The organism is Mesorhizobium sp. ANAO-SY3R2, assembly GCF_042466635.1.
Taxonomy (GTDB): Bacteria; Pseudomonadota; Alphaproteobacteria; order Rhizobiales; family Rhizobiaceae; genus Aminobacter.
Window position 1 is genome coordinate 2,342,050 of sequence record NZ_CP159955.1, and the last position, 18,633, is coordinate 2,360,682.

At 62.8% G+C, this 18,633-nt stretch carries 20 protein-coding genes; 2 read left to right on the forward strand and 18 right to left on the reverse strand.

Annotated features, from left to right (window positions below):
• Positions 1 to 6 precede the first annotated feature (6 nt).
• Positions 7 to 549 (reverse strand): ubiquinol-cytochrome C chaperone family protein, encoded by a 543-nt coding sequence (locus ABSY17_RS16375; protein WP_378942982.1) that lies wholly within the window; start codon positions 547 to 549, stop codon positions 7 to 9.
• A 124-nt stretch (positions 550 to 673) separates the two neighbouring features.
• Between ABSY17_RS16375 and ABSY17_RS16380 the strand changes: the two genes are divergently transcribed.
• Positions 674 to 1,195 (forward strand): outer membrane protein assembly factor BamE, encoded by a 522-nt coding sequence (locus ABSY17_RS16380; protein ID WP_378942984.1) that lies wholly within the window; start codon positions 674 to 676, stop codon positions 1,193 to 1,195.
• Positions 1,196 to 1,379: 184 nt separating this feature from the next.
• Here ABSY17_RS16380 and ABSY17_RS16385 read toward each other — a convergent pair whose 3' ends face one another.
• On the reverse strand, positions 1,380 to 3,527 hold the full coding sequence (locus tag ABSY17_RS16385) for a sodium-translocating pyrophosphatase (RefSeq protein WP_378942987.1): 2,148 nt from the start codon (positions 3,525 to 3,527) through the stop codon (positions 1,380 to 1,382).
• 196 nt (positions 3,528 to 3,723) lie between these two features.
• Complete coding sequence (locus ABSY17_RS16390) at positions 3,724 to 4,218, reverse strand: DUF2165 family protein (RefSeq protein WP_378942989.1); 495 nt, start codon at positions 4,216 to 4,218, stop codon at positions 3,724 to 3,726.
• Between ABSY17_RS16390 and ABSY17_RS16395 the strand changes: the two genes are divergently transcribed.
• Positions 4,217 to 4,528, forward strand: coding sequence for a hypothetical protein (locus ABSY17_RS16395; protein ID WP_378942991.1), 312 nt, complete (start codon positions 4,217 to 4,219; stop codon positions 4,526 to 4,528). The genes ABSY17_RS16390 and ABSY17_RS16395 overlap by 2 nt on opposite strands.
• Positions 4,529 to 4,531: 3 nt before the next feature.
• On the opposite strand, the gene ABSY17_RS16400 is transcribed toward ABSY17_RS16395, so the two are convergent.
• The 15 genes from ABSY17_RS16400 to ABSY17_RS16470 all read right to left on the reverse strand — a co-directional run bounded on the left by ABSY17_RS16400 (position 4,532) and on the right by ABSY17_RS16470 (position 18,535).
• A complete protein-coding gene (locus ABSY17_RS16400) occupies positions 4,532 to 5,287 on the reverse strand; it encodes an ABC transporter permease (protein ID WP_378942993.1) in 756 nt (251 codons plus the stop codon).
• The gene (locus ABSY17_RS16405; protein WP_378942996.1) at positions 5,284 to 6,222 is read right to left on the reverse strand and encodes an ABC transporter ATP-binding protein; all 939 of its coding nucleotides are present in this window, start codon (positions 6,220 to 6,222) and stop codon (positions 5,284 to 5,286) included. Before ABSY17_RS16405 ends, ABSY17_RS16400 begins: the two co-directional genes overlap by 4 nt.
• Entirely contained in the window at positions 6,219 to 7,385 is a 1,167-nt protein-coding gene (locus tag ABSY17_RS16410) for an ABC transporter permease (protein WP_378942999.1), read from the reverse strand. The genes ABSY17_RS16405 and ABSY17_RS16410 overlap by 4 nt, the downstream gene beginning before the upstream one ends.
• 58 nt (positions 7,386 to 7,443) lie before the next feature.
• Positions 7,444 to 8,355, reverse strand: coding sequence for an ABC transporter substrate-binding protein (locus ABSY17_RS16415; protein ID WP_378943001.1), 912 nt, complete (start codon positions 8,353 to 8,355; stop codon positions 7,444 to 7,446).
• Positions 8,356 to 8,522: 167 nt separating this feature from the next.
• A complete protein-coding gene (locus ABSY17_RS16420) occupies positions 8,523 to 9,722 on the reverse strand; it encodes an MFS transporter (protein ID WP_378943003.1) in 1,200 nt (399 codons plus the stop codon).
• The gene (gene nusB / locus ABSY17_RS16425) at positions 9,719 to 10,126 is read right to left on the reverse strand and encodes a transcription antitermination factor NusB (RefSeq protein ID WP_378952759.1); all 408 of its coding nucleotides are present in this window, start codon (positions 10,124 to 10,126) and stop codon (positions 9,719 to 9,721) included. The genes ABSY17_RS16420 and nusB overlap by 4 nt, the downstream gene beginning before the upstream one ends.
• Before the next feature lie 89 nt (positions 10,127 to 10,215).
• Entirely contained in the window at positions 10,216 to 10,680 is a 465-nt protein-coding gene (gene ribH, locus ABSY17_RS16430; protein WP_378943006.1) for a 6,7-dimethyl-8-ribityllumazine synthase, read from the reverse strand.
• 113 nt (positions 10,681 to 10,793) lie between these two features.
• The gene (locus ABSY17_RS16435; RefSeq protein ID WP_378943009.1) at positions 10,794 to 11,411 is read right to left on the reverse strand and encodes a riboflavin synthase; all 618 of its coding nucleotides are present in this window, start codon (positions 11,409 to 11,411) and stop codon (positions 10,794 to 10,796) included.
• The gene (gene ribD / locus ABSY17_RS16440) at positions 11,411 to 12,523 is read right to left on the reverse strand and encodes a bifunctional diaminohydroxyphosphoribosylaminopyrimidine deaminase/5-amino-6-(5-phosphoribosylamino)uracil reductase RibD (protein WP_378943011.1); all 1,113 of its coding nucleotides are present in this window, start codon (positions 12,521 to 12,523) and stop codon (positions 11,411 to 11,413) included. The genes ABSY17_RS16435 and ribD overlap by 1 nt, the downstream gene beginning before the upstream one ends.
• A gap of 12 nt (positions 12,524 to 12,535) precedes the next feature.
• Positions 12,536 to 13,000, reverse strand: a complete 465-nt coding sequence (nrdR, locus tag ABSY17_RS16445; RefSeq protein ID WP_378943014.1) for a transcriptional regulator NrdR — start codon at positions 12,998 to 13,000, stop codon at positions 12,536 to 12,538.
• A 167-nt stretch (positions 13,001 to 13,167) separates the two neighbouring features.
• Positions 13,168 to 14,469, reverse strand: a complete 1,302-nt coding sequence (gene glyA, locus ABSY17_RS16450; protein ID WP_378943016.1) for a serine hydroxymethyltransferase — start codon at positions 14,467 to 14,469, stop codon at positions 13,168 to 13,170.
• A gap of 179 nt (positions 14,470 to 14,648) precedes the next feature.
• The gene (locus tag ABSY17_RS16455; RefSeq protein ID WP_378943019.1) at positions 14,649 to 15,902 is read right to left on the reverse strand and encodes a L,D-transpeptidase family protein; all 1,254 of its coding nucleotides are present in this window, start codon (positions 15,900 to 15,902) and stop codon (positions 14,649 to 14,651) included.
• A 332-nt stretch (positions 15,903 to 16,234) separates the two neighbouring features.
• Positions 16,235 to 16,750 carry a transcriptional regulator LdtR gene (ldtR, locus tag ABSY17_RS16460; protein ID WP_378943021.1) on the reverse strand — a complete coding sequence of 172 codons (516 nt, stop codon included), beginning with the start codon at positions 16,748 to 16,750 and terminating at the stop codon, positions 16,235 to 16,237.
• A 322-nt stretch (positions 16,751 to 17,072) separates the two neighbouring features.
• The gene (locus ABSY17_RS16465) at positions 17,073 to 17,495 is read right to left on the reverse strand and encodes a DUF6163 family protein (RefSeq protein WP_378943024.1); all 423 of its coding nucleotides are present in this window, start codon (positions 17,493 to 17,495) and stop codon (positions 17,073 to 17,075) included.
• Positions 17,492 to 18,535 carry an enoyl-CoA hydratase/isomerase family protein gene (locus ABSY17_RS16470; protein ID WP_378952762.1) on the reverse strand — a complete coding sequence of 348 codons (1,044 nt, stop codon included), beginning with the start codon at positions 18,533 to 18,535 and terminating at the stop codon, positions 17,492 to 17,494. The genes ABSY17_RS16465 and ABSY17_RS16470 overlap by 4 nt, the downstream gene beginning before the upstream one ends.
• Between the last annotated feature and the right edge of the window lie 98 nt (positions 18,536 to 18,633).

The window sequence follows — 18,633 nt, forward strand, 5'->3', positions numbered from 1 at the left end:
TCTCCTTCAGGCTGCCTGTGGCGCCGGATACTCCAGCTTGCCTGCACATATGTCTTGCGAAGGCTGGGCCGCCAGATCGCGATTCGCCGCAATGACGTAATCGGCAAGTGCTGTCACCTCCGGCCATTCCTTGACGTCCGGCCGGACGTTGCGCGAAAGCGCTGCCGCAAGTGCTGCGTGGTCGTCGCGCTCCAGCGCATCCTTGTAGGACTCGGTCCGGCCATAGAACATTTTCGCCAGCCTTTTCATGCGCTTCGGCACGCCGGTGTCGCTGATGCCCAATTCGCGCAGCGAATGATCGACGTCCAGGAAGAATTCGTCGATGAGCAGTTGCGCGATCTCGGCCGACGCGCCCGCCTCACCGCGGAGACGGTGCTGGAACAGGAACATGTGCAGCGACAGCATCTCGAAACGGCCGAGCGGCGTGTCCGGCACATTCCAGGCGGAATAAAAAGGTTCTTGCCGCGCAGCCGCCACGATTCGTGTATAGAGCGCGTCGGTGATGGCGCGGTTGGCTTGCCGTTGACGGCCAAATAGACGCTGGAACATGAGAGGGCGGTCTCCCGGGGACCCGTTTCGCTAAGTGGCCTTGTTGCATCGGCGCGCAAGCTGGTTTACCGGTTTTGCGGCTTCGCGCAAGCTAGGGCTCTGGCACGACAGGATGGAGTTGTTGTTGCACTCGCTGAAATTCAAGATGCCATTTTCGCTGCGGCCGGCCGGAGCGGTGTCGCTGGTCGCGGCTGCCGTCGCCCTTTCGGCGTGCAATACCTCCAAGACCTTCGGTGACCTGACCCCAGGCGAGACGCTGACTCAGGGCTATGTCATCGACCAGCAGTCGATCGATTCGGTGCCGGTCGGCTCCAGCCGCGAGCAGGTCCTGCTGGCGCTCGGCACGCCGTCGACCACCGCAACCTTCGACAACGAGGTATTCTACTACATCTCCCAGACGCGTAAACGCGCCGTGGCCTTCGCCAAGCCGAAGCTCATTGACCAGCGCGTGCTCGCCGTCTATTTCGGCGCAGACGGGCGCGTCACCAACATTGCCAATTACGGCATGCAAGACGGCAAGGTGTTCGACTTCATTTCGCGCACGACGCCGACCGGCGGCAAGGACCAGAACTTCCTGGGACAGCTGCTTGCGGGCGCGGGCAAGATGGGGTCGAGCGCGGCCAGCAGCATTTTCGGCGGAAGTTAAACCGCGCAACAATTTTCAGAGTTCTCAGGCAACAGGAACCCGCGGGAGCAATCCCGCGGGTTTTTCTTTGGTTGCGCCCGCTGCATGGCCGACGACGCGCAGTGTTCCAAATGAAAACCCCGCCCGCTTGCGCGGACGGGGTCGACTATGCCCGATCAGAAACGGGCGGAACCCGTCTCAAGAATCAGCCTGCACTGTGCGCCAGCACCGCCAGCAGCAGCAATGCCACGATGTTGGTAATCTTGATCGCCGGGTTCACCGCCGGACCGGCAGTGTCCTTGTAGGGATCGCCGACCGTATCGCCGGTGACCGAAGCCTTGTGAGCCTCGGAGCCCTTCATGTGCTTGACGCCGTCCTTGTCGGTGAAACCATCCTCGAACGACTTCTTGGCGTTGTCCCAGGCGCCGCCGCCCGAGGTCATCGAGATGGCCACGAACAGGCCGTTGACGATGACGCCGAGCAGCGAGGCACCAAGTGCGGCAAAGGCCGAGGCCTTGGAGCCGGAGATAAGCAGCACGCCGAAATAGACGACGAGCGGCGCCAGCACCGGCAGCAGCGAGGGGATGATCATCTCCTTGATCGCCGCCTTGGTGAGGATGTCGACCGCGCGCGCATAGTTCGGCTTGGCAGTTCCCTGCATGATGCCGGGGTTCTCGCGGAACTGCTTGCGCACTTCCTGGACGATCGAGCCCGCGGCGCGACCGACGGCGGTCATCGCGATGCCGCCAAACAGGTACGGAATGAGGCCGCCAAAGATCAGGCCGGCGACGACATAGGGGTTGGACAGGTCGAACGACACCGTGCCGATGCCTGCAAAATACGGGAACTCAGTCGGGTTGGCCGCAAAATACTGCAGGTCGTAGCTGTAGGCAGCAAACAGCACCAGCGCGCCGAGACCGGCAGAGCCGATGGCATAGCCCTTGGTCACCGCCTTGGTGGTGTTGCCGACCGCGTCGAGCGCGTCGGTGGAATGACGCACTTCCTTGGGCAGACCGGCCATCTCGGCGATGCCGCCGGCATTGTCGGTGACCGGGCCGAAGGCATCGAGTGCGACGATCATGCCGGCAAGGCCGAGCATGGTGGTCACCGCGATTGCCGTGCCGAACAGGCCGGCAAGCTGGAACGTCGCGATGATGCCGCCGACGATGACGATGGCTGGAAGTGCGGTCGATTCGAGCGACACTGCCAGGCCCTGGATGACGTTGGTGCCATGACCGGTGACCGAGGCCTGGGCGATCGAATTGACCGGACGCTTGTTGGTGCCGGTGTAGTATTCGGTGATGACCACGATCAATCCTGTCACCACGAGGCCGACCAGGCCGCAGATGAACAGGTTCTTGCCGGTGACGGCAACGCCACCAGCCATGCCGATGTCGCCCCAGCCGATGGTCAGCGAGGTCGCGGCCCCGAGCCCGATGATGGACAGAAGGCCGGTGACAATCAGGCCCTTGTACAGCGCGCCCATGATCGAGCCATTGGCGCCCAGCTTGACGAAGAAAGTGCCGATGATCGAGGTGATGATGCAGGCGCCGCAGATGGCGAGCGGGTAGAGCATGACGCTCGACAGCACGGCCGTACCGCCGAAGAAGATGGCGCCGAGCACCATGGTGGCGACGACGGTCACCGCGTAGGTCTCGAACAGGTCGGCCGCCATGCCGGCACAGTCGCCAACATTGTCGCCGACATTGTCGGCGATGGTCGCCGGATTGCGCGGATCGTCCTCGGGGATGCCGGCTTCGACCTTGCCGACCAGATCGCCGCCGACGTCAGCCCCCTTGGTGAAGATGCCGCCGCCCAGGCGGGCGAAGATCGAGATCAGCGATGCGCCGAAGCCCAAGGCGACAAGCGAATCAATGACAATGCGGTCGGCGGGAGCATGTCCCATCGGGCCGGTCAGGATCCAGTAGTAGACGGAGACCCCGAGCAGCGCCAACCCCGCCACCAGCATGCCGGTGATGGCGCCCGACTTGAAGGCGATGTCGAGGCCGGCGGCCAGGCTGTTGGATGCGGCCTGCGCCGTGCGCACATTGGCGCGGACGGAAACATGCATGCCGATGAAGCCCGCAACCCCCGAAAGGACTGCACCAATCAAAAAGCCGATCGCCGCGGTGCTGGAAAGCAGCCACCAGGCGAGCAGGAACACGACGACGCCGACGATGGCGATGGTGGTGTACTGGCGCGCCAGATATGCCTGCGCACCTTCCCGGATAGCGGCGGAAATTTCCTGCATGCGCGCATTGCCCTGGTCGGATGCAAGCACCGACTTCGTCGCCCAGATGGCGTATAGGACAGATAGCAAGCCGCAGGCGATGACGACATAAAGCATTGTCATTGCCAATTCTCTTCCCTGATTGTGCCCGGAATTCCCCTCCCCGGGCGAGTGAACGAGACCGGCAGCCTCTACGCGCTATCCGGCCCCCAAACCAACAATCCGAAACGGGGCAGCGAACGTCAAGATATCGTTAAGCTTTTGTCCCGGCTTTCGCCGCCTGTTTCACGACCATGGACGAAGGCGCCGCTCTGTGTTGTCAGGCCAGATCGCGATCGGGCTGATTGACGAATATCAACACCGCGAGCATCGTCATGTAGAACTTGAAAGCTGCCTCCTGGCCGTTCCAGGTGCTCGACTGCCACATGGCGAACCATTCGCCGCCGACGACCATGAATCCGAAGAACCAGACCAGGAACCCCATGGTGGCGCCGATGACGACGAAACCCTTGGCGTCGTTGAACTCCTGTCCGGTCCCGTTGCGCGCCTGCCAGAGCTTGAGAGAGGCGATCAGAAACAGCACGCAGGTCAGCGCCTCACCCAGGATGATCACCCAATAGCCGAGCGTCCACAGCGTCGGGTTGGTGATCGAACGGTACATCAGCGCATTGCCTGGGAAGGTGGTGTCCATGCTCAGCACATGCTGCACGAAGGCATAGTTGGAGCCGTAGTCGGTGATGTTGCCGAAGGCTACAAGAAAGGCGAAGGCTGCGAGGCACATGGACATAACGATCTTGGAAAGGCGTAAGGTCATGGCTAGAACTCCGGTCAATCAGACATCGGGGCATCACGCAGATCAAGCACCGAGTCGAGGCGGTGGCGCAACAGGCCTGCCGATCGTCATTGCCACTACCGGTTCGGCCAGGATCTATGCCGAAAAACAGGGGTTCGACCTTACAAGCTACACGGAACGACTTTCGCCCGATTGCCAGACCGGGGATATCGTCTCCGTGTTTTCAGGGGGCGTTCGGCACGATTTTGCCGTGCTGCGCCGACGCTGGGTTATTGGAGAGCCGAACAGCAGCCTCGAAATCACGCTCGACTATCCTGTGCGCGGGCGCTGAGGATTACACCGTTTGCGGCACCTGTCCCATCCGGCGCGCCGCATAGCGCTCAAGCGCCGACAGTGCGTCGTAGATCAGGACGGCCAAAGCCGCCACGACCAGTCCCCCCTGCAGGACGAAGGCCAGGTTGTTGGACTGCAGCCCGGCGATGATAACCTCGCCGAGCGTCTTGGCGGCCACCGTCGACCCGATGGTGGCAGTGGCAAGACTGATGACCACCGAAAGCCGGATGCCGGCTAGTATGATGGGCACGCTGAGCGGAAGCTCGACCTGGACCAGCCGCTGCCATCCGGTCATGCCCGCGCCGCGAGCAGCTTCCACGACGTTGGCCAGCGTGGTGGTCAGGCCAGTCAGCGTGTTTTCGAAGATCGGCAGCAGGCCATAGAGGAATAGCGCAATCAGCGTCGGCTTTTCGCCGAAGCCGACTGCCGGCACCGCTAGCGCCAGCACCGCGACGGGCGGAAAGGTCTGGCCGATGTTGACCAGGCTGCGTGACAACGGCAGGAATTCGACGCCAGCCGGCCGGGTGACCAGTATGGCGAGCGAAACGGCAACGACAATTGCTGCCGCCGTAGCAATGGCCACCGTTCTGAGGTGCTGAAGCGCAAGAGACAGAAGGCTGCCATGGTTGTAGATCGCAGGGGCGCCGTTCTGTGTCAGCGGCTTTAGCAGCGGCTCGAACCAGTAAGGATTGGTCAGGAACGCGATCAGAAGCGCCAGCAGGGCGAGCCGCAGAATGGTCGGGAGCCAGGCCTTCATGCGGGCCTCGCAGCCCGCTTGATGAGTTCTTCGACAGTCACCCGGCCGATGAGCTTGCCATCATCCGACGTCACCGGCATCGCCGGGCGTCCTGACCACAGAAGCTCAGCCAGCGCGTCGCGCTGGGTCGCATCGGCATCGATTGCTTCGCCCTCGGCATTGCCCGGTTCGACCGCATCGCGGACCTCGCCCAGCGACAGAAGCTTGAACGGACGATCGCTGGCCCCGACCAGGGTCTCGACGAAGCCCGTGGCGGGCTTTGCCAGAAGTTCTGCCGGGGTCGCGTATTGGATGAGCTTGCCCGCGTCCATCACCGCTATGCGGTCGCCGAGGTGTACCGCCTCTTCCATGTCATGAGTGACCAGCACGATGGTGGTGCCGAAACGCTTCTGGATTGCGAGCAGGTCTTCCTGCGCCTTGGTGCGGATGATCGGATCGAGAGCGCCGAACGGCTCGTCCATCAAAAGCACGTTGGGTTCGGCTGCAAGCGCACGGGCGACGCCTACGCGCTGCTGCTGGCCGCCCGACAGCTCATGCGGATAACGCGGGCCGAACTCAACCGGGTCGAGTTGCAGCAGGGACATGAGCTCCTCGACGCGGGCCCTGATGCGGGCAGCATCCCAGCCAAGCAGCTTCGGTACGGTGCCGATGTTCTGCGCAACGGTGCGATGCGGAAACAGGCCATTGCCCTGTATGGCATAGCCAATGCTGCGGCGGAGTTCGGGACCGGGCACCGAGCGGTTGTCGATGCCGTCGAGCCTGATCGTGCCCGCGGTCGGTTCGACCAAGCGGTTGATCATGCGCAAGAGCGTGGTCTTGCCGGAACCGGAGGTGCCGACGATCACCGTCATGGTGCGCGGCTCGATGACCATCGAAACGTTATCGACGACTGCAGCATCGCCGTAGCGCTTGGTGATGTGCTCGATTTCGATCATGCGGACACCGTGATGGATCTGCGGGTCGCGACGATTTCGACCGCTGCGTCGAGAATGATGGCCGCGGCAAAGGCCAGCGCCACCGTCGGCACCGCGCCAAGCAGGACGAGGTCCATTGCCGTTTGGCCGACGCCCTGGAAGACGAAGACGCCGAAGCCGCCGCCGCCGATAAGGGTGGCGATTGTGGCAAGGCCGATGTTCTGGACCAGAACGATGCGGATGCCCGTAAGGATCACCGGAAAGGCAAGCGGAAATTCCACACCAGCCAGCCGCTGCCAGCCGGTCATGCCCATGCCGCGCGCGGCGTCGTTGGCGGCGCGCGGCACACCGGCGAGCCCGACCACCGTGTTCGCCACGACTGGCAGCAGCGAATAGAGAAACAGCGCAACGAACGCGGGTGCCACGCCGATGCCGCGAATGCCTATGGCCGCAGCGCCCGGGACATGGGCCGCTACCCAGCCAAGCGGCGCGATCAGGATGCCGAAAAGCGCAATCGACGGGATCGTCTGGATGATGTTCAGCACATTCAGCACTGCGGCCCGCAAGCCCTCGACGCGGTGGCAAAGGATGCCGAGCGGCAGGCCGACAAGCACGGCGGCCACAAGCGAGCCGAGCGCCAGCGTCACATGACGCCTCGCTTCGTTCCAGAAGCTGTCCGCACGGCTGGCATATTCCTTGAGGATAGACAGGCTGTCCCACTGGCCGGAGGCGAGCAGCAACCAGATGGCTGCGGCAGCCGCGCCCAGCACCGCGACGCGGCCTGACGGCGACAATTGCAGCCTGGTCAGGACGTCGGCCAGAAGCAGGGTGTAAGCAAAGATCAACAGCCAGAAGCCGGAAGCTGGCGACACGCGGGCGAATGTGTTGCCTTCGGGCGTAAGATGACTGCCCGCTACTCCGATCAGCAGCGCCAGCGATGCGAGGGCAGCCAGGCTGGCCACGAGCCGCATGGTTAGGGGTGTCCGGATCAGGGCAACGAGTCCCGTCGCGACGAGGATGGCAAGCAGGATCGTCCCCATGGGCGACGGCAACGCCTCGATGATGGAACGCGGCTCGCCGGCCACGATGCGGTTGGCGCGAAACGTGGCGAATGGCGCCACGAAAGCGCCATAGGCAGCGATCGCGGCGATCACCACGCCCAGCTTGTCGAACCTGATACCCACGGCTGCGATGCGTCCCGGTTCCGTCGGCGCCCTCCTGGACGAGGCGCGCCGGGGAAGCTTACTTCAGAAAGCCGTTCTGCTTCAGGAAATCTTCGGCAACCGCCTTGGCCGGCTCGCCGCCGACCTGAACGCGGCCGTTGAGCTCCTGCAGCATGACGAGATCGAGCTTCTCGAACACCGGCTTGAGCAGTGTCTCGATTTGCGGATGCTGCTTGAGCACGGCCTCGCGGATGATCGGTGCCGGCTGGTAAACGGGCTGCACGCCCTTGTCGTCGGCCAGAACAACAAGCCCCGAAGGGGCGATGCCGCCATCGGTGCCGTAGACCATGGCTGCGTTGGCGCCGTTGGTCTGGTTGGCGGCGGCAGCGATCGTGGCGGCGGTGTCGCCACCTGACAGCGTAATCAGTTGCTCCGGCTTGAGCGCAAAGCCATAGGTCGTCTGGAAGGCCGGCAAGGCTGCCGCCGAATTGACGAACTCCGACGAAGCGGCCAGCACGACATTGCCGCCGCCGGCTACATATTTGCCGAAATCGCTCAGAGTGGCGAGCTTGTTGGACTCGGCGACGTCCTTCCGCAGCGCGATTGCCCAGGTGTTGTTGGCTGGCGACGGCGACAACCAGACGATCTTGTTCGCATCGTAGTCGAGCGTCTTGGCGGTCTCGAAGCCCTTGACGGCATCCTTCCAGACCGGATCGTCGGCCTTTTGGAAGAAGAAGCCGGCATTGCCGGTATATTCGGGATAGATGTCGATCTCTCCGGCGGCAATCGCCTTGCGGACTACCGGCGTCGCGCCAAGCTGGATGCGGTCGGTGGTGGCGATGTTGTTGGCGTCGAGCACGGCCTTGATGATGTTGCCGAGTACGCTGCCTTCAGTGTCGATCTTCGAAGAAACGACCACCTGCGCGTTCGCAGCGCTGGTGGCGAGGCCAAGCGCGACTATCGTCGCGGCAATTGATCTGATCTGACGCATATTCGATCCCCTTGTTGCTTCCGGATTTCAGTTGGCTGATTTGAGCACAACCGGAACGCATGGTCGGGGCATACGGTTTCACACTGCGCGGAGCCCGCGCAATATTCTTTTTAATTTCAAAGGGCCCAACAGGCTCTGTTGCTGACAGCGTGCTGTCAGGGGTCGTGTCAGGCTGCCTCGCGACGGCGCGCCATCGACAGGGTCGCAAGTGCTGCAAGGCAGATGGCGCAGATTGGGAACACGACCCAAGCCAGCATCTCCCAGCCATAGGCGTTGTAGACCGCACCAGACATCAGCGAAGCCAGGGCCACAGTGCTGAACAGCACGAAATCATGGAACCCCTGCACCTTGCCCTTTTCTGACGGTCGATAGGCCGTGGCAACGATGGCGGTTGCACCGATGAAGCCGAAATTCCAGCCTAGGCCGAGCAGGATGAGCGACGTCCAGAACTGCCACAGCGCAATGCCCGACAGCGCCACGATGGCGCAAGCGATCAGCAACAAGATGCCGAGGGCGACGATGCGCTCGGCACCGAAGCGCTGGATCAGCTTGCCGGTGAAGAAGCTCGGCCCGAACATCGCCATGACATGCCAGGAAATGCCGAGCGTCGCCTCATCGGGCGAGAAGCCGCAGCCGACCATGGCAAGCGGCGCACCGGTCATGACGAAAGTCATCAGCGAATAGCTGCCGACAGCGCAGACGAGTGCCGCCGCAAATCGCGGCTGGGAAAGGATTTCCAGCAGCGGACGCGCATCGGCTTGCGCGGTAGCGGCATGCCCATGGCTGGCTTCCTTCACCCGCAGGAAGGACAGGATGATCGCGCCGACCGCCGCAAGGCCGATGACCGAGGCAAAGGAGCCGGCGAACATGACGGGCGCGAACAGTTCTCGCGTGAAGATGACGACCTGCGGCCCGACAATGGCGGTGATGACGCCGCCCGCCAGCACGAAGGATATGGCGTTGGCCTTGAATTCGGGCGGCGCGTTGTCGGCGGCGGCGAAGCGGAACTGCTGCACGAAGGCGTTGCCGCCGCCAAGCAGCATCAGGCCAAAAACAAAGAGCCAGAACTCGGAACGGAACAGCGCGAGCGTTGCAATCGCGCCGCCGAGCGCGGTAACGGCGGTGCCAAACATGAAGCCGCTGCGCTGGCCGATGCTGCGGATGATCGCCGCCGCGGGAAGAGCGCCGATCGCCATGCCGACGCTGAAACCAGTGATGGGCGCGGTTGCCAGCGACTTGTCGGCATCGAGGAGATAGTAGCCGGCCAGACCGCCCAGGGAGAAGGCGATCGGTGCAGTGGAGCCGATGATGGCTTGCGAAGCGGCGAGAATATAGGCAGTTCGCCGTGCTTCGCGTTCACCGATCATAATGCGTCCTTGCCTTTTCCTTCGCCACGCACCCTGCGGGCCACACGGTCGAGAACCGCATTGACGAGCTTGGGCTCGTCATCTGCGTAGAAGGCCTTGGCGATGTCAACATACTCCGACACGGCCACCGCCACCGGCACGTCCTCGCGCTTCATCAACTCGTAGACGCCAGCGCGCAGGATGGCGCGCAAGGTCGAATCGAGACGCGACAGCGGCCAGTCTTCAGTCAGCGCCTGGCGGATCATCGGATCGACGATCTTCTGGTTCTCGACGACACCGGCCAGGATGGCGCGGAACCACTGGGCGTCGGCTTCGCGATAGAGCGCGCCGTCGACTTCCTTGCCGAGCCGGAAGGCCTCGTATTCGGCGGTGATTTCAAGCAGGCCGCTGCCTGCCACGTCCATCTGGTAGAGCGCCTGCACGGCAGCGAGGCGCGCTGCGCCACGCTTGTTGGCTTGGCGGATGACCGGCTGGCCTTTGTCTTCGGAAGAAGTCACGATCGGGCCGCTCCGAGTTTCTCACGCACGGCAATCATGGTGAGTGCGGCGCGCGCAGCAAAACCGCCCTTGTCGCCCTCATTGCGGCGGGCACGCGCCCAGGCCTGCTCGTCATTCTCGGTGGTGAGGATGCCATTGCCGACGGCAATCGACTCTGCGACCGAAAGATCCATCAGGGCGCGGCAGGATTCGTTGGCAACGATGTCGAAATGGTAGGTCTCGCCACGGATGACGGTGCCGAGCGCGACATAGCCATCATATTCGGTGCCGTCTTCGTCGGCAGCATCGAGCGCGAAAGAGATCACGGCCGGGATTTCGAGGGCGCCGGGGACGGTGACGACGTCATAGGAGGCGCCGGCTTCATCGAGGGCAGCCTTGGCACCCTCCAGCAGAGCATCGGCAAGGTCGTCGTAAAAGCGCGCCTCGATGATGAGGAGCTTCAGTTTCTTGTGATTGGCCATATTCGATCTCCGGCAGAGCCGGTCAATTAGGCCGAACCGGGGGAGTTCGCAAGCGAAGTGTTAATGGTCGTGAAAGGAAACCGCTGATCCATCGCCGGCACAGGCGCGTTTCCTCAGAGTCCTTCGTTGGCCGCTTCCACGAGACGCGCGGCATAGCGCGCCATGGTATCGACCTCGAGGTTGACGCGGTCGCCAACCTTGCGCTCGCCCCAAGTCGTCACCTGCAGCGAATGATGGATCAGAAGCACGTCAAAGCGCCTGCCCTCGACCTTGTTGACCGTCAGCGAAGTACCGTCGAGCGCGACAGACCCCTTGGGGGCGATGAATTTCGCCAGCTCGCGCGGTGCTTCCAGGCGGAAGCGCACGGCCTCGCCTTCATCCTCACGCGAAACGATTTCGGCCATGCCGTCAACATGGCCAGATACGATGTGTCCGCCGAGTTCGTCGCCGATCTTGAGCGCACGCTCCAGATTGATCTTCTGCCCTGCCGTCCAGTCGCTTGCGGTGGTCAGCCGCAGCGCCTCTTCCCAGGCCTCGACCTCGAACCAGCGGGCGTTGGACGTAGCGTCCGGCAGCGTGACAACCGTCAGGCAGACACCGGAGCAGGCAATCGAAGCGCCGATGTCGATGCCCTTGGGGTCGTAGACGGTGTCGATACGCAGGCGCACGCCCTGGTCGAGAGGCGTCGTCGACGCAACGGTGCCAACATCGGTGACGATACCAGTGAACATCAGATTTCCTTCATCCATTCGGCATAGCTGTCCTCGCCGAAGCGCGCCTCACGCACCAAGGCGAACCCTGCCGGAATGTGGTCGCGGCCGATCGGCGCTGCAATGCCGTCAGAGCCTATCGCCTCGGGGCCGTAAAACAGCGCGATGCGATCGACCAGCCCCTCGTCCAGGAACGCCCGCGCGGTGTCGGCACCGCCTTCGACGAAGACGCGTGACATGCCCCGATTGGCGAGGTCTTCGAGCAGTTCCGGCAATGCAACACGCCCGTCAAAGCTCTCGGTCGCCAGGAACTTTACGCCTGCCCGCTCGAGTTCGGCCCTGTTGGCCGCATCGCCTTCCGGGCAGGCGGCGACCAGCACCGGCACATCTTTCGCCGAACGCGCCAGCTTGGACGTCGCCGGCAGGCGTGCGAGCCTGTCGAGCACGATCCGGGCCGGCGAGCGCCCTCTCAGACCGGGCAAACGAACCGTCAGTTCGGGATCGTCGGCAATCGCCGTACCGATACCGACCAGGATCGCATCGGTTTCGGTTCGCATGACATGGACCTGACGGCGAGCGATCTCGCCGGTGATCGCAATCTGCCCCTCGCCTCGCCTGCCGATCATGCCGTCGGCCGAAAGCGCAAGCTTCAGAATCACTTCGGGACGCTTGTTGACGGAACGATTCAGGTAGCCAGCCAGCTGGTCGGCGGCCTCTGCCGCGAGCACCTGCTCCCGCACCTCGATACCGGCCGAGCGAAGAATGGCATAGCCCTTGCCGGATACGCGCGGATCCGGGTCACTGGCGGCACCGACGACACGGGCCACGCCCGCAGTCACCAGCGCATTGGCGCAAGGCGGGGTGCGACCGTGGTGGGCACAAGGCTCGAGTGTGACATAAGCGGTCGCACCTCGCGTCAGTTCGCCAGCATCGGCAATCGCTTCGGCTTCGGCATGCGGTCGTCCGCCGATAGCGGTGACCCCGCGCCCGACGATCACAGGACCGTTGCCGTCATCGCGGACGATCAGCGTACCCACGGCGGGATTGGTGGAAGTCAGGCCGAGATGCCGGCGCGAAAACCTGATCGCCGCCGCCATGAAACGATGGTCAGTCCTGTCCTGATCAGTGAGCATTGCGGGCATCGCTCAGCCGGCGTCCTCGTCGCCCTTGAGCTCGCCGAGCACGTCGTGGAAGTCCTTGGCTTCGCGGAAATTGCGATAGACCGAGGCGAAGCGCACATAGGCAACGTCGTCGAGCGACTTCAGCGCCTCCATGACCAGACGGCCGATCTCGCCGGAGGGAATTTCGGTCTCGCCGGAGCTTTCAAGCTGACGGACGATGCCGGTCACCGCACGTTCGATGCGCTCGGGATCGACATTGCGCTTGCGCACGGCGATCTCGACCGAACGGGCGAGCTTGTCGCGGTCGAACGGCACCTTGCGGCCGGATTTCTTGAGGACGACGAGGTCGCGCAACTGCACCCGCTCGAAGGTGGTGAAGCGGCCGCCGCAGACCGGGCAGATGCGCCGCCGGCGGATCGCGGCCCCATCCTCGGCGGGACGGGAATCCTTCACCTGCGTGTCTTCAGACTGGCAATATGGGCAACGCATCGTTCGGCCTTGTCTTTCGAATCCTCGACCTATCAAGGCTTAATGCATGACGCCCGAAAGTGGAAACCGCTTTTGGCGTTGCGAGACGGCCCAGAAAGCAGAAGCCCCATCCCGAACGTGTCGGAATGGGGCTCCAATAGCGTCAAATGCGGCTCAAGACCGGCGCATCAGCCGAGATAGGAATACATCGGGAAGCGCTCGGTGAGCGCCAGGACCTTCTGCTTGACCGCTGCTTCGACGGCAGCGTTGCCCTCGTCGGAGTTGGCGACCTTGAGGCCGTCAAGAACCTCGGCAATCAGCTGGCCGATCTCGCGGAAGTCGGCCTCGCCGAAGCCGCGCGTCGTGCCGGCAGGGGTGCCGAGACGGATGCCCGAGGTGACGAAAGGCTTTTCCGGATCGAAGGGGATGCCGTTCTTGTTGCAGGTGATGTTGGCGCGGCCAAGGGCGGCCTCGGCGCGCTTGCCGGTGGCGTTCTTGGGCCGAAGGTCGACCAGCATCAGGTGGTTGTCGGTACCTCCCGAGACGATGTCGAGGCCGGTGTCCTTGAGGCTTTCGGCTAGCGCCTTGGCGTTGGCGACGACGTTTTCGGCGTAGGTCTTGAATTCCGGCTTCAGCGCCTCGCCGAAGGCGACGGCCTTGGCGGCGATGACGTGCATCAGCGGGCCGCCCTGCAGGCCGGGGAACACAGCCGAGTTCATCTTCTTGGCGATGTCCTCGTCATTGGTGAGGATCATGCCGCCGCGCGGGCCGCGCAACGACTTGTGCGTGGTGGTGGTGACGACATGGGCGTGCGGCAGCGGCGACGGATGCACGCCGCCAGCGACCAGGCCGGCAATGTGGGCCATGTCGACCATCAGGTAGGCGCCGACCGCGTCCGCAATCTCGCGGAAACGCTGCCAGTCCCAGACGCGCGAATAGGCGGTGCCACCGGCGAGGATCAGCTTCGGATTGTGGACATGGGCGAGGCGTTCGACTTCGTCCATGTCGAGCAGGTTGTCGTCCTTGCGCACGCCATAGGACACCGGCTTGAACCATTTGCCGGACATGTTGACCGGCGAACCGTGGGTCAGGTGGCCACCCGAATTGAGGTCGAGGCCCATGAAGGTGTCGCCCGGCTGCAGCAGGGCGAGGAACACGGCCTGGTTCATCTGGCTGCCGGAATTGGGCTGGACGTTGGCGAACTTGCAGCCGAACAGCTTCTTGGCGCGCTCGATGGCGAGTTCCTCGGCGACGTCGACGAACTGGCAGCCGCCATAGTAGCGCTTGCCCGGATAGCCCTCAGCGTACTTGTTGGTCATGATCGAGCCCTGCGCCTCGAGAACGGCGCGAGAGACGATGTTTTCCGAGGCGATCAGTTCGATCTCGTGACGCTGGCGACCGAGCTCATTGCGGATGGAGCCGAAGATCTCCGGGTCGACCTCCGACAGCGGAGTTCCAAAAAAGGATTCGAGGTGTTGCGAAACGGCCATAGGTTTTGATCCTTGCTGTCCGGGAGGTCATTGGGGAGGTTCGGCGCGCCATTAACACACTTGCCGCTGGGTCGCCACGTTTGAGCCGCGAAATTTCGTAGTCGCTTTGCGGCAAAGGGTAGCTGCAACGAAAAAGGCCGCCCCGAGGGACGGCCTTGTTTTTGGTTTTCGCGCTTTACTCAGAGCGCCGACGTAATCTGCAGCTCGTCGACGCCGTCGCGGCCATAGATGTCGTCGCGGAACTGGACGACACCATCGCCGGTCGACCAGGCCGAGACATAGGTGAAGTAGACCGGCACCGGATTGGTGACCGGCACAGGGGTATTCTCGCCCGACTTGATGGTCTGCTCGAAGTGCTGGCGGCTCCAGCCCGGCGTGTCGCGCAGGATCCAGGTGACGAGGTCACGCACGTTCTGCACGCGGACGCAGCCCGAGGAGTCGAAGCGCATCAGCTTGTCGAACGTGCTCTGCTGCGGCGTGTCGTGCATGTAGACGCCGTCGGGGCTCGGGAAGTTGATCTTGACCGAAGCCATGGCGTTGATGGCGCCCGGGTCCTGGCGAAAGCGATACTTTGCCGCCTCTTCCGTCGACCAGTCGACGCTGATCGGATCAACCTCGCTGCCGTCAGGCGCCAACAGGCGGATCTTGTTGTCGGTCAGGTAGTTGGGGTTCTTGCGCATCAGCGGAATGATGTCCTTGCGGACGATCGACACCGGCGCATTCCAGTATGGGTTGACGACGATCTCGTTGATCTTCGAATTGACGATCGGCGACTGGCGGTCGACCTTGCCGACGATAGCCGTGTGGCGCAGCACGATACGGTCGTTCTCGACGGCCTCGACCTGGGCGGCCGGAATGTTGACGTTGACATAACGTGCGCCGAGCGTGCCCGCCTGGGCCTGCAGGCGCGCGAGGTTCGTCTCGAGCTGGCCCAGTCGAACCTGGGCGCTGATGTTCATCGCGGCATAGGTGTACTTGCCCATGACGCCGTCAGTCGGCAGGCCATGGCGCGCCTGGAAGCGCTTGAGCGCTGCGTCGACATAGGTGTCGAAGGAATTGGACATGCCGGCGCGCGAGGACAGGTCACCCGAGATCATCAGGCGCTTGCGCAGGATCGCGACATCGGGATCTTCGACGCCGAGCCGCAGCTTCTTGTTGGCAGGCACCACCGGCCAGCCACCCTGGCCGACGATGTTCTGGTACTGGGCGATCGCCTGCTGCGTGTAGCTGACGGTCTGCGGCGCAAAGACCGGCAATGTCGAAGCGACCTTGTCGCCCTGCGTGACGCGGGCGTCGAACTGATCGTCCCAGTTGCCGCGCCGCGACGATCCGAGCACATCACCGATGACGTCCTGGGCCTTGGCCGCGCCCGACATGGCTGCCAAGGCGATGGCGCCGGCACCCGAGAGGAAGAAACGGCGGCTTGTTTTCATGGTCGTCCCAGACATGTTCTCGCAACTCAACCGGCAGGAATTTCTTCCCGCGACGATATGACGGCCATACTTAACAATTAGCCAACCATAACCCGGCATCACAACACGTGGAACGTGCCCTCACCGCACGGGTTACTGACGGCCGAACAGGCAGATCTGGCACATCACAGTCTTCCGGTATCCATCCGAATATGGCGGCAACATGGCTGGACGGTCCCGTTTCGCAGTGGCCGGTGTCGAAAAAGGAAGAGCCGGTGCATTTCTGCAACCGGCCCTGCGACTGGAGGTCGTTCCTTTGGGCGGATCTTGCGGCGCCGCGCGTGCCGTCACGCTTACATGCGGTAGGCGATGGTGTCGTTCCAGAAACGGTCGAGGCGCTGCAGGGCGCGGTTCATCTGCTTGAATTCGTCGGTGTTGATGCCACCGACCTGCTCGATCGAACCGACGTGACGGTCGTACAGACCGGCCACGACCTCGGCCACTTCCTGGCCCTTGGGCGTCAGGCTGATACGAACCGAACGACGGTCGATGCGCGAGCGCTGGTGGTTGATGAAACCGAGCTCGACCAGCTTCTTGAGATTGTAGGAGACGTTCGAGCCGAGATAGTAGCCGCGGGAGCGCAATTCGCCGGCGGTCAGCTCGGCATTGCCGATGTTGAACAGCAGCAGGGCCTGGATCGCATTGATGTCGCTGCGGCTGTTGCGGTCGAACTCATCCTTGATAACGTCAAGAAGACGACGATGAAGTCTTTCGACGAGCTGGAGCGATTCCATGTAAAGCGAACGGATCGCTTCGTTACGGTCCTCGGAAACCATGGCTGGCTTGGCAGCCTGACGCGAATTGATCATTGTCTTTGCCTCTCTGTTGTCGCCTGGTGATTTTTTTGTTTGATCTCACCTTGAGCGCGAACTTATCGAATACCCATAAAATTCGACTTAAACGTCAGGCTTAACAAGGGCTTACCATCCACAGGTTTCGAAAGAGGGTTAATGAAACCCGCTTCGAACAAGAAGAATTAACCTTGAATTTTACCGACTGCCGCGCAACGCGCTGAAAGCGTTGGCTGGCGCACCGTGCTTCCCGAAAATCGGAACTGATTTTCGGGAAGCACGGTGCGCCACTTCAAAGACGTAGAGCGTCCTTTGTGCGTCCATTCGGACGCACGGCGCTCTACTGCGCGTTTTGACGCCTCTGCAGGTGCAGGACGATGCGGAAGCCCGCATAGATCAACGCCACCACTATATGGGCGGCAACGATCACGGGACGGCTGCCGAAGAGATCGGGAAAGCCGGCATACATGACGACTTCGGTTGCCGCGCAGATGAACCAGATGACCGGTCCCCAGGACGAGAGCATCCACAGGCCAATGGCAGCGAAAGGGAAAAACACCGAGAGTATCACCGCCGCGATCTGCCAGTGCACCGGCATCAGGTCGAAGCGCCAAAGTGCCCCATCGTAGAGGCCGATCAGACGGATCCAGTACAGGATCCCGAACAGCAGGCAGTAGGCGGCGACGACGCGCAGGAACAACGCGAAGGCACCCTCGACCGCCGAGGGGTGTATTTCGCGGAGGCGGCTTGCACTGTCGTTCAAAGGGCAAGTTCCCTGTCGCCAAGCGTTGCGAAATAGCGGTCGATATCGGCTGGATCGACATCCTCTAGGCGTGCCGGCTGCCACACCGGCGTCGAGCCCTTGTCGATGATCGCAGCGCGGATGCCCTCGTAGAAGTCGTGACCGGACAGCATGCGGTTGACGATCCGGAACTCCATCCGCATGCAGTCGTCCATCGACATGGTCAGCCCGGCGCTGACCTCGCGGAAGGCAACCGAAAGGCTCGTCGGCGAGCGCGACAGTAGCGTGGCGAGCGTCTTGGCGGCAAATTCGTCGGTCGCAGCTTCCGACTTGAGGCTTTCGAGGACGTCGGACAGTGACGGTTTGGAGAAATGCCGGGCGACGGCTTCGAGCGTATCGCGACCGGTTTCGCCCGGGGCGGCCTCGAAAACCTCGTGCAACGCCAGTTCGGCATCGCCGGTCTCGCAGAGGCGCTCGATCAGGCCGGGCAGATATTCTGCCTTCATGGTGTGGGTGGCCAGCCCCGACCACAGCGCGTCGCCAAATCGGATCCTGTTGCCGGTCAACGCCAGATACATGCCGAAATGCTCGCCAAGGTCGGGCAGCAGATGACTGCCGCCGACATCGGGGAAGAAGCCAATGCCAACCTCGGGCATGGCGAACTGCGCGTTCTCCGTCATGACCCGGTGCGAGCCGTGGAACGACACACCGACGCCGCCACCCATGACGATGCCATCGATCAGCGCGACATATGGCTTCGGAAAGCGCGCGATCTGGGCGTTGAGGCGATACTCGTCGGCGAAGAAATCGACCGGCGGATTGCCGGCGCGTCCCGCTTCATAGATGTGCAGAATGTCGCCACCGGCGGAAAACGCCCTGCCCTCGGCCTTGATGACAACCAGCGCCACTTCGTGGTCGGCCTCCCACGCTGTCAGCGCACGCGACAGCGCGCCGACCATGTTGTGGGTAACCGCATTCAGTGCCTTCGGCCGCGTCAGCGTGACGATTCCGGCCTTGCCGATCCGCTCGAAGCGGATTTCATCGCCGCCGCCAAAGTCCATATTCAAGAGATTCCCTTAATTCCAAGCCGTTTGCAGAGCTAATGTGCAGTGCCGGGGTGCGTCAATGCCGCAGGTGTCATCGGGCAGCTTGGTCTTCG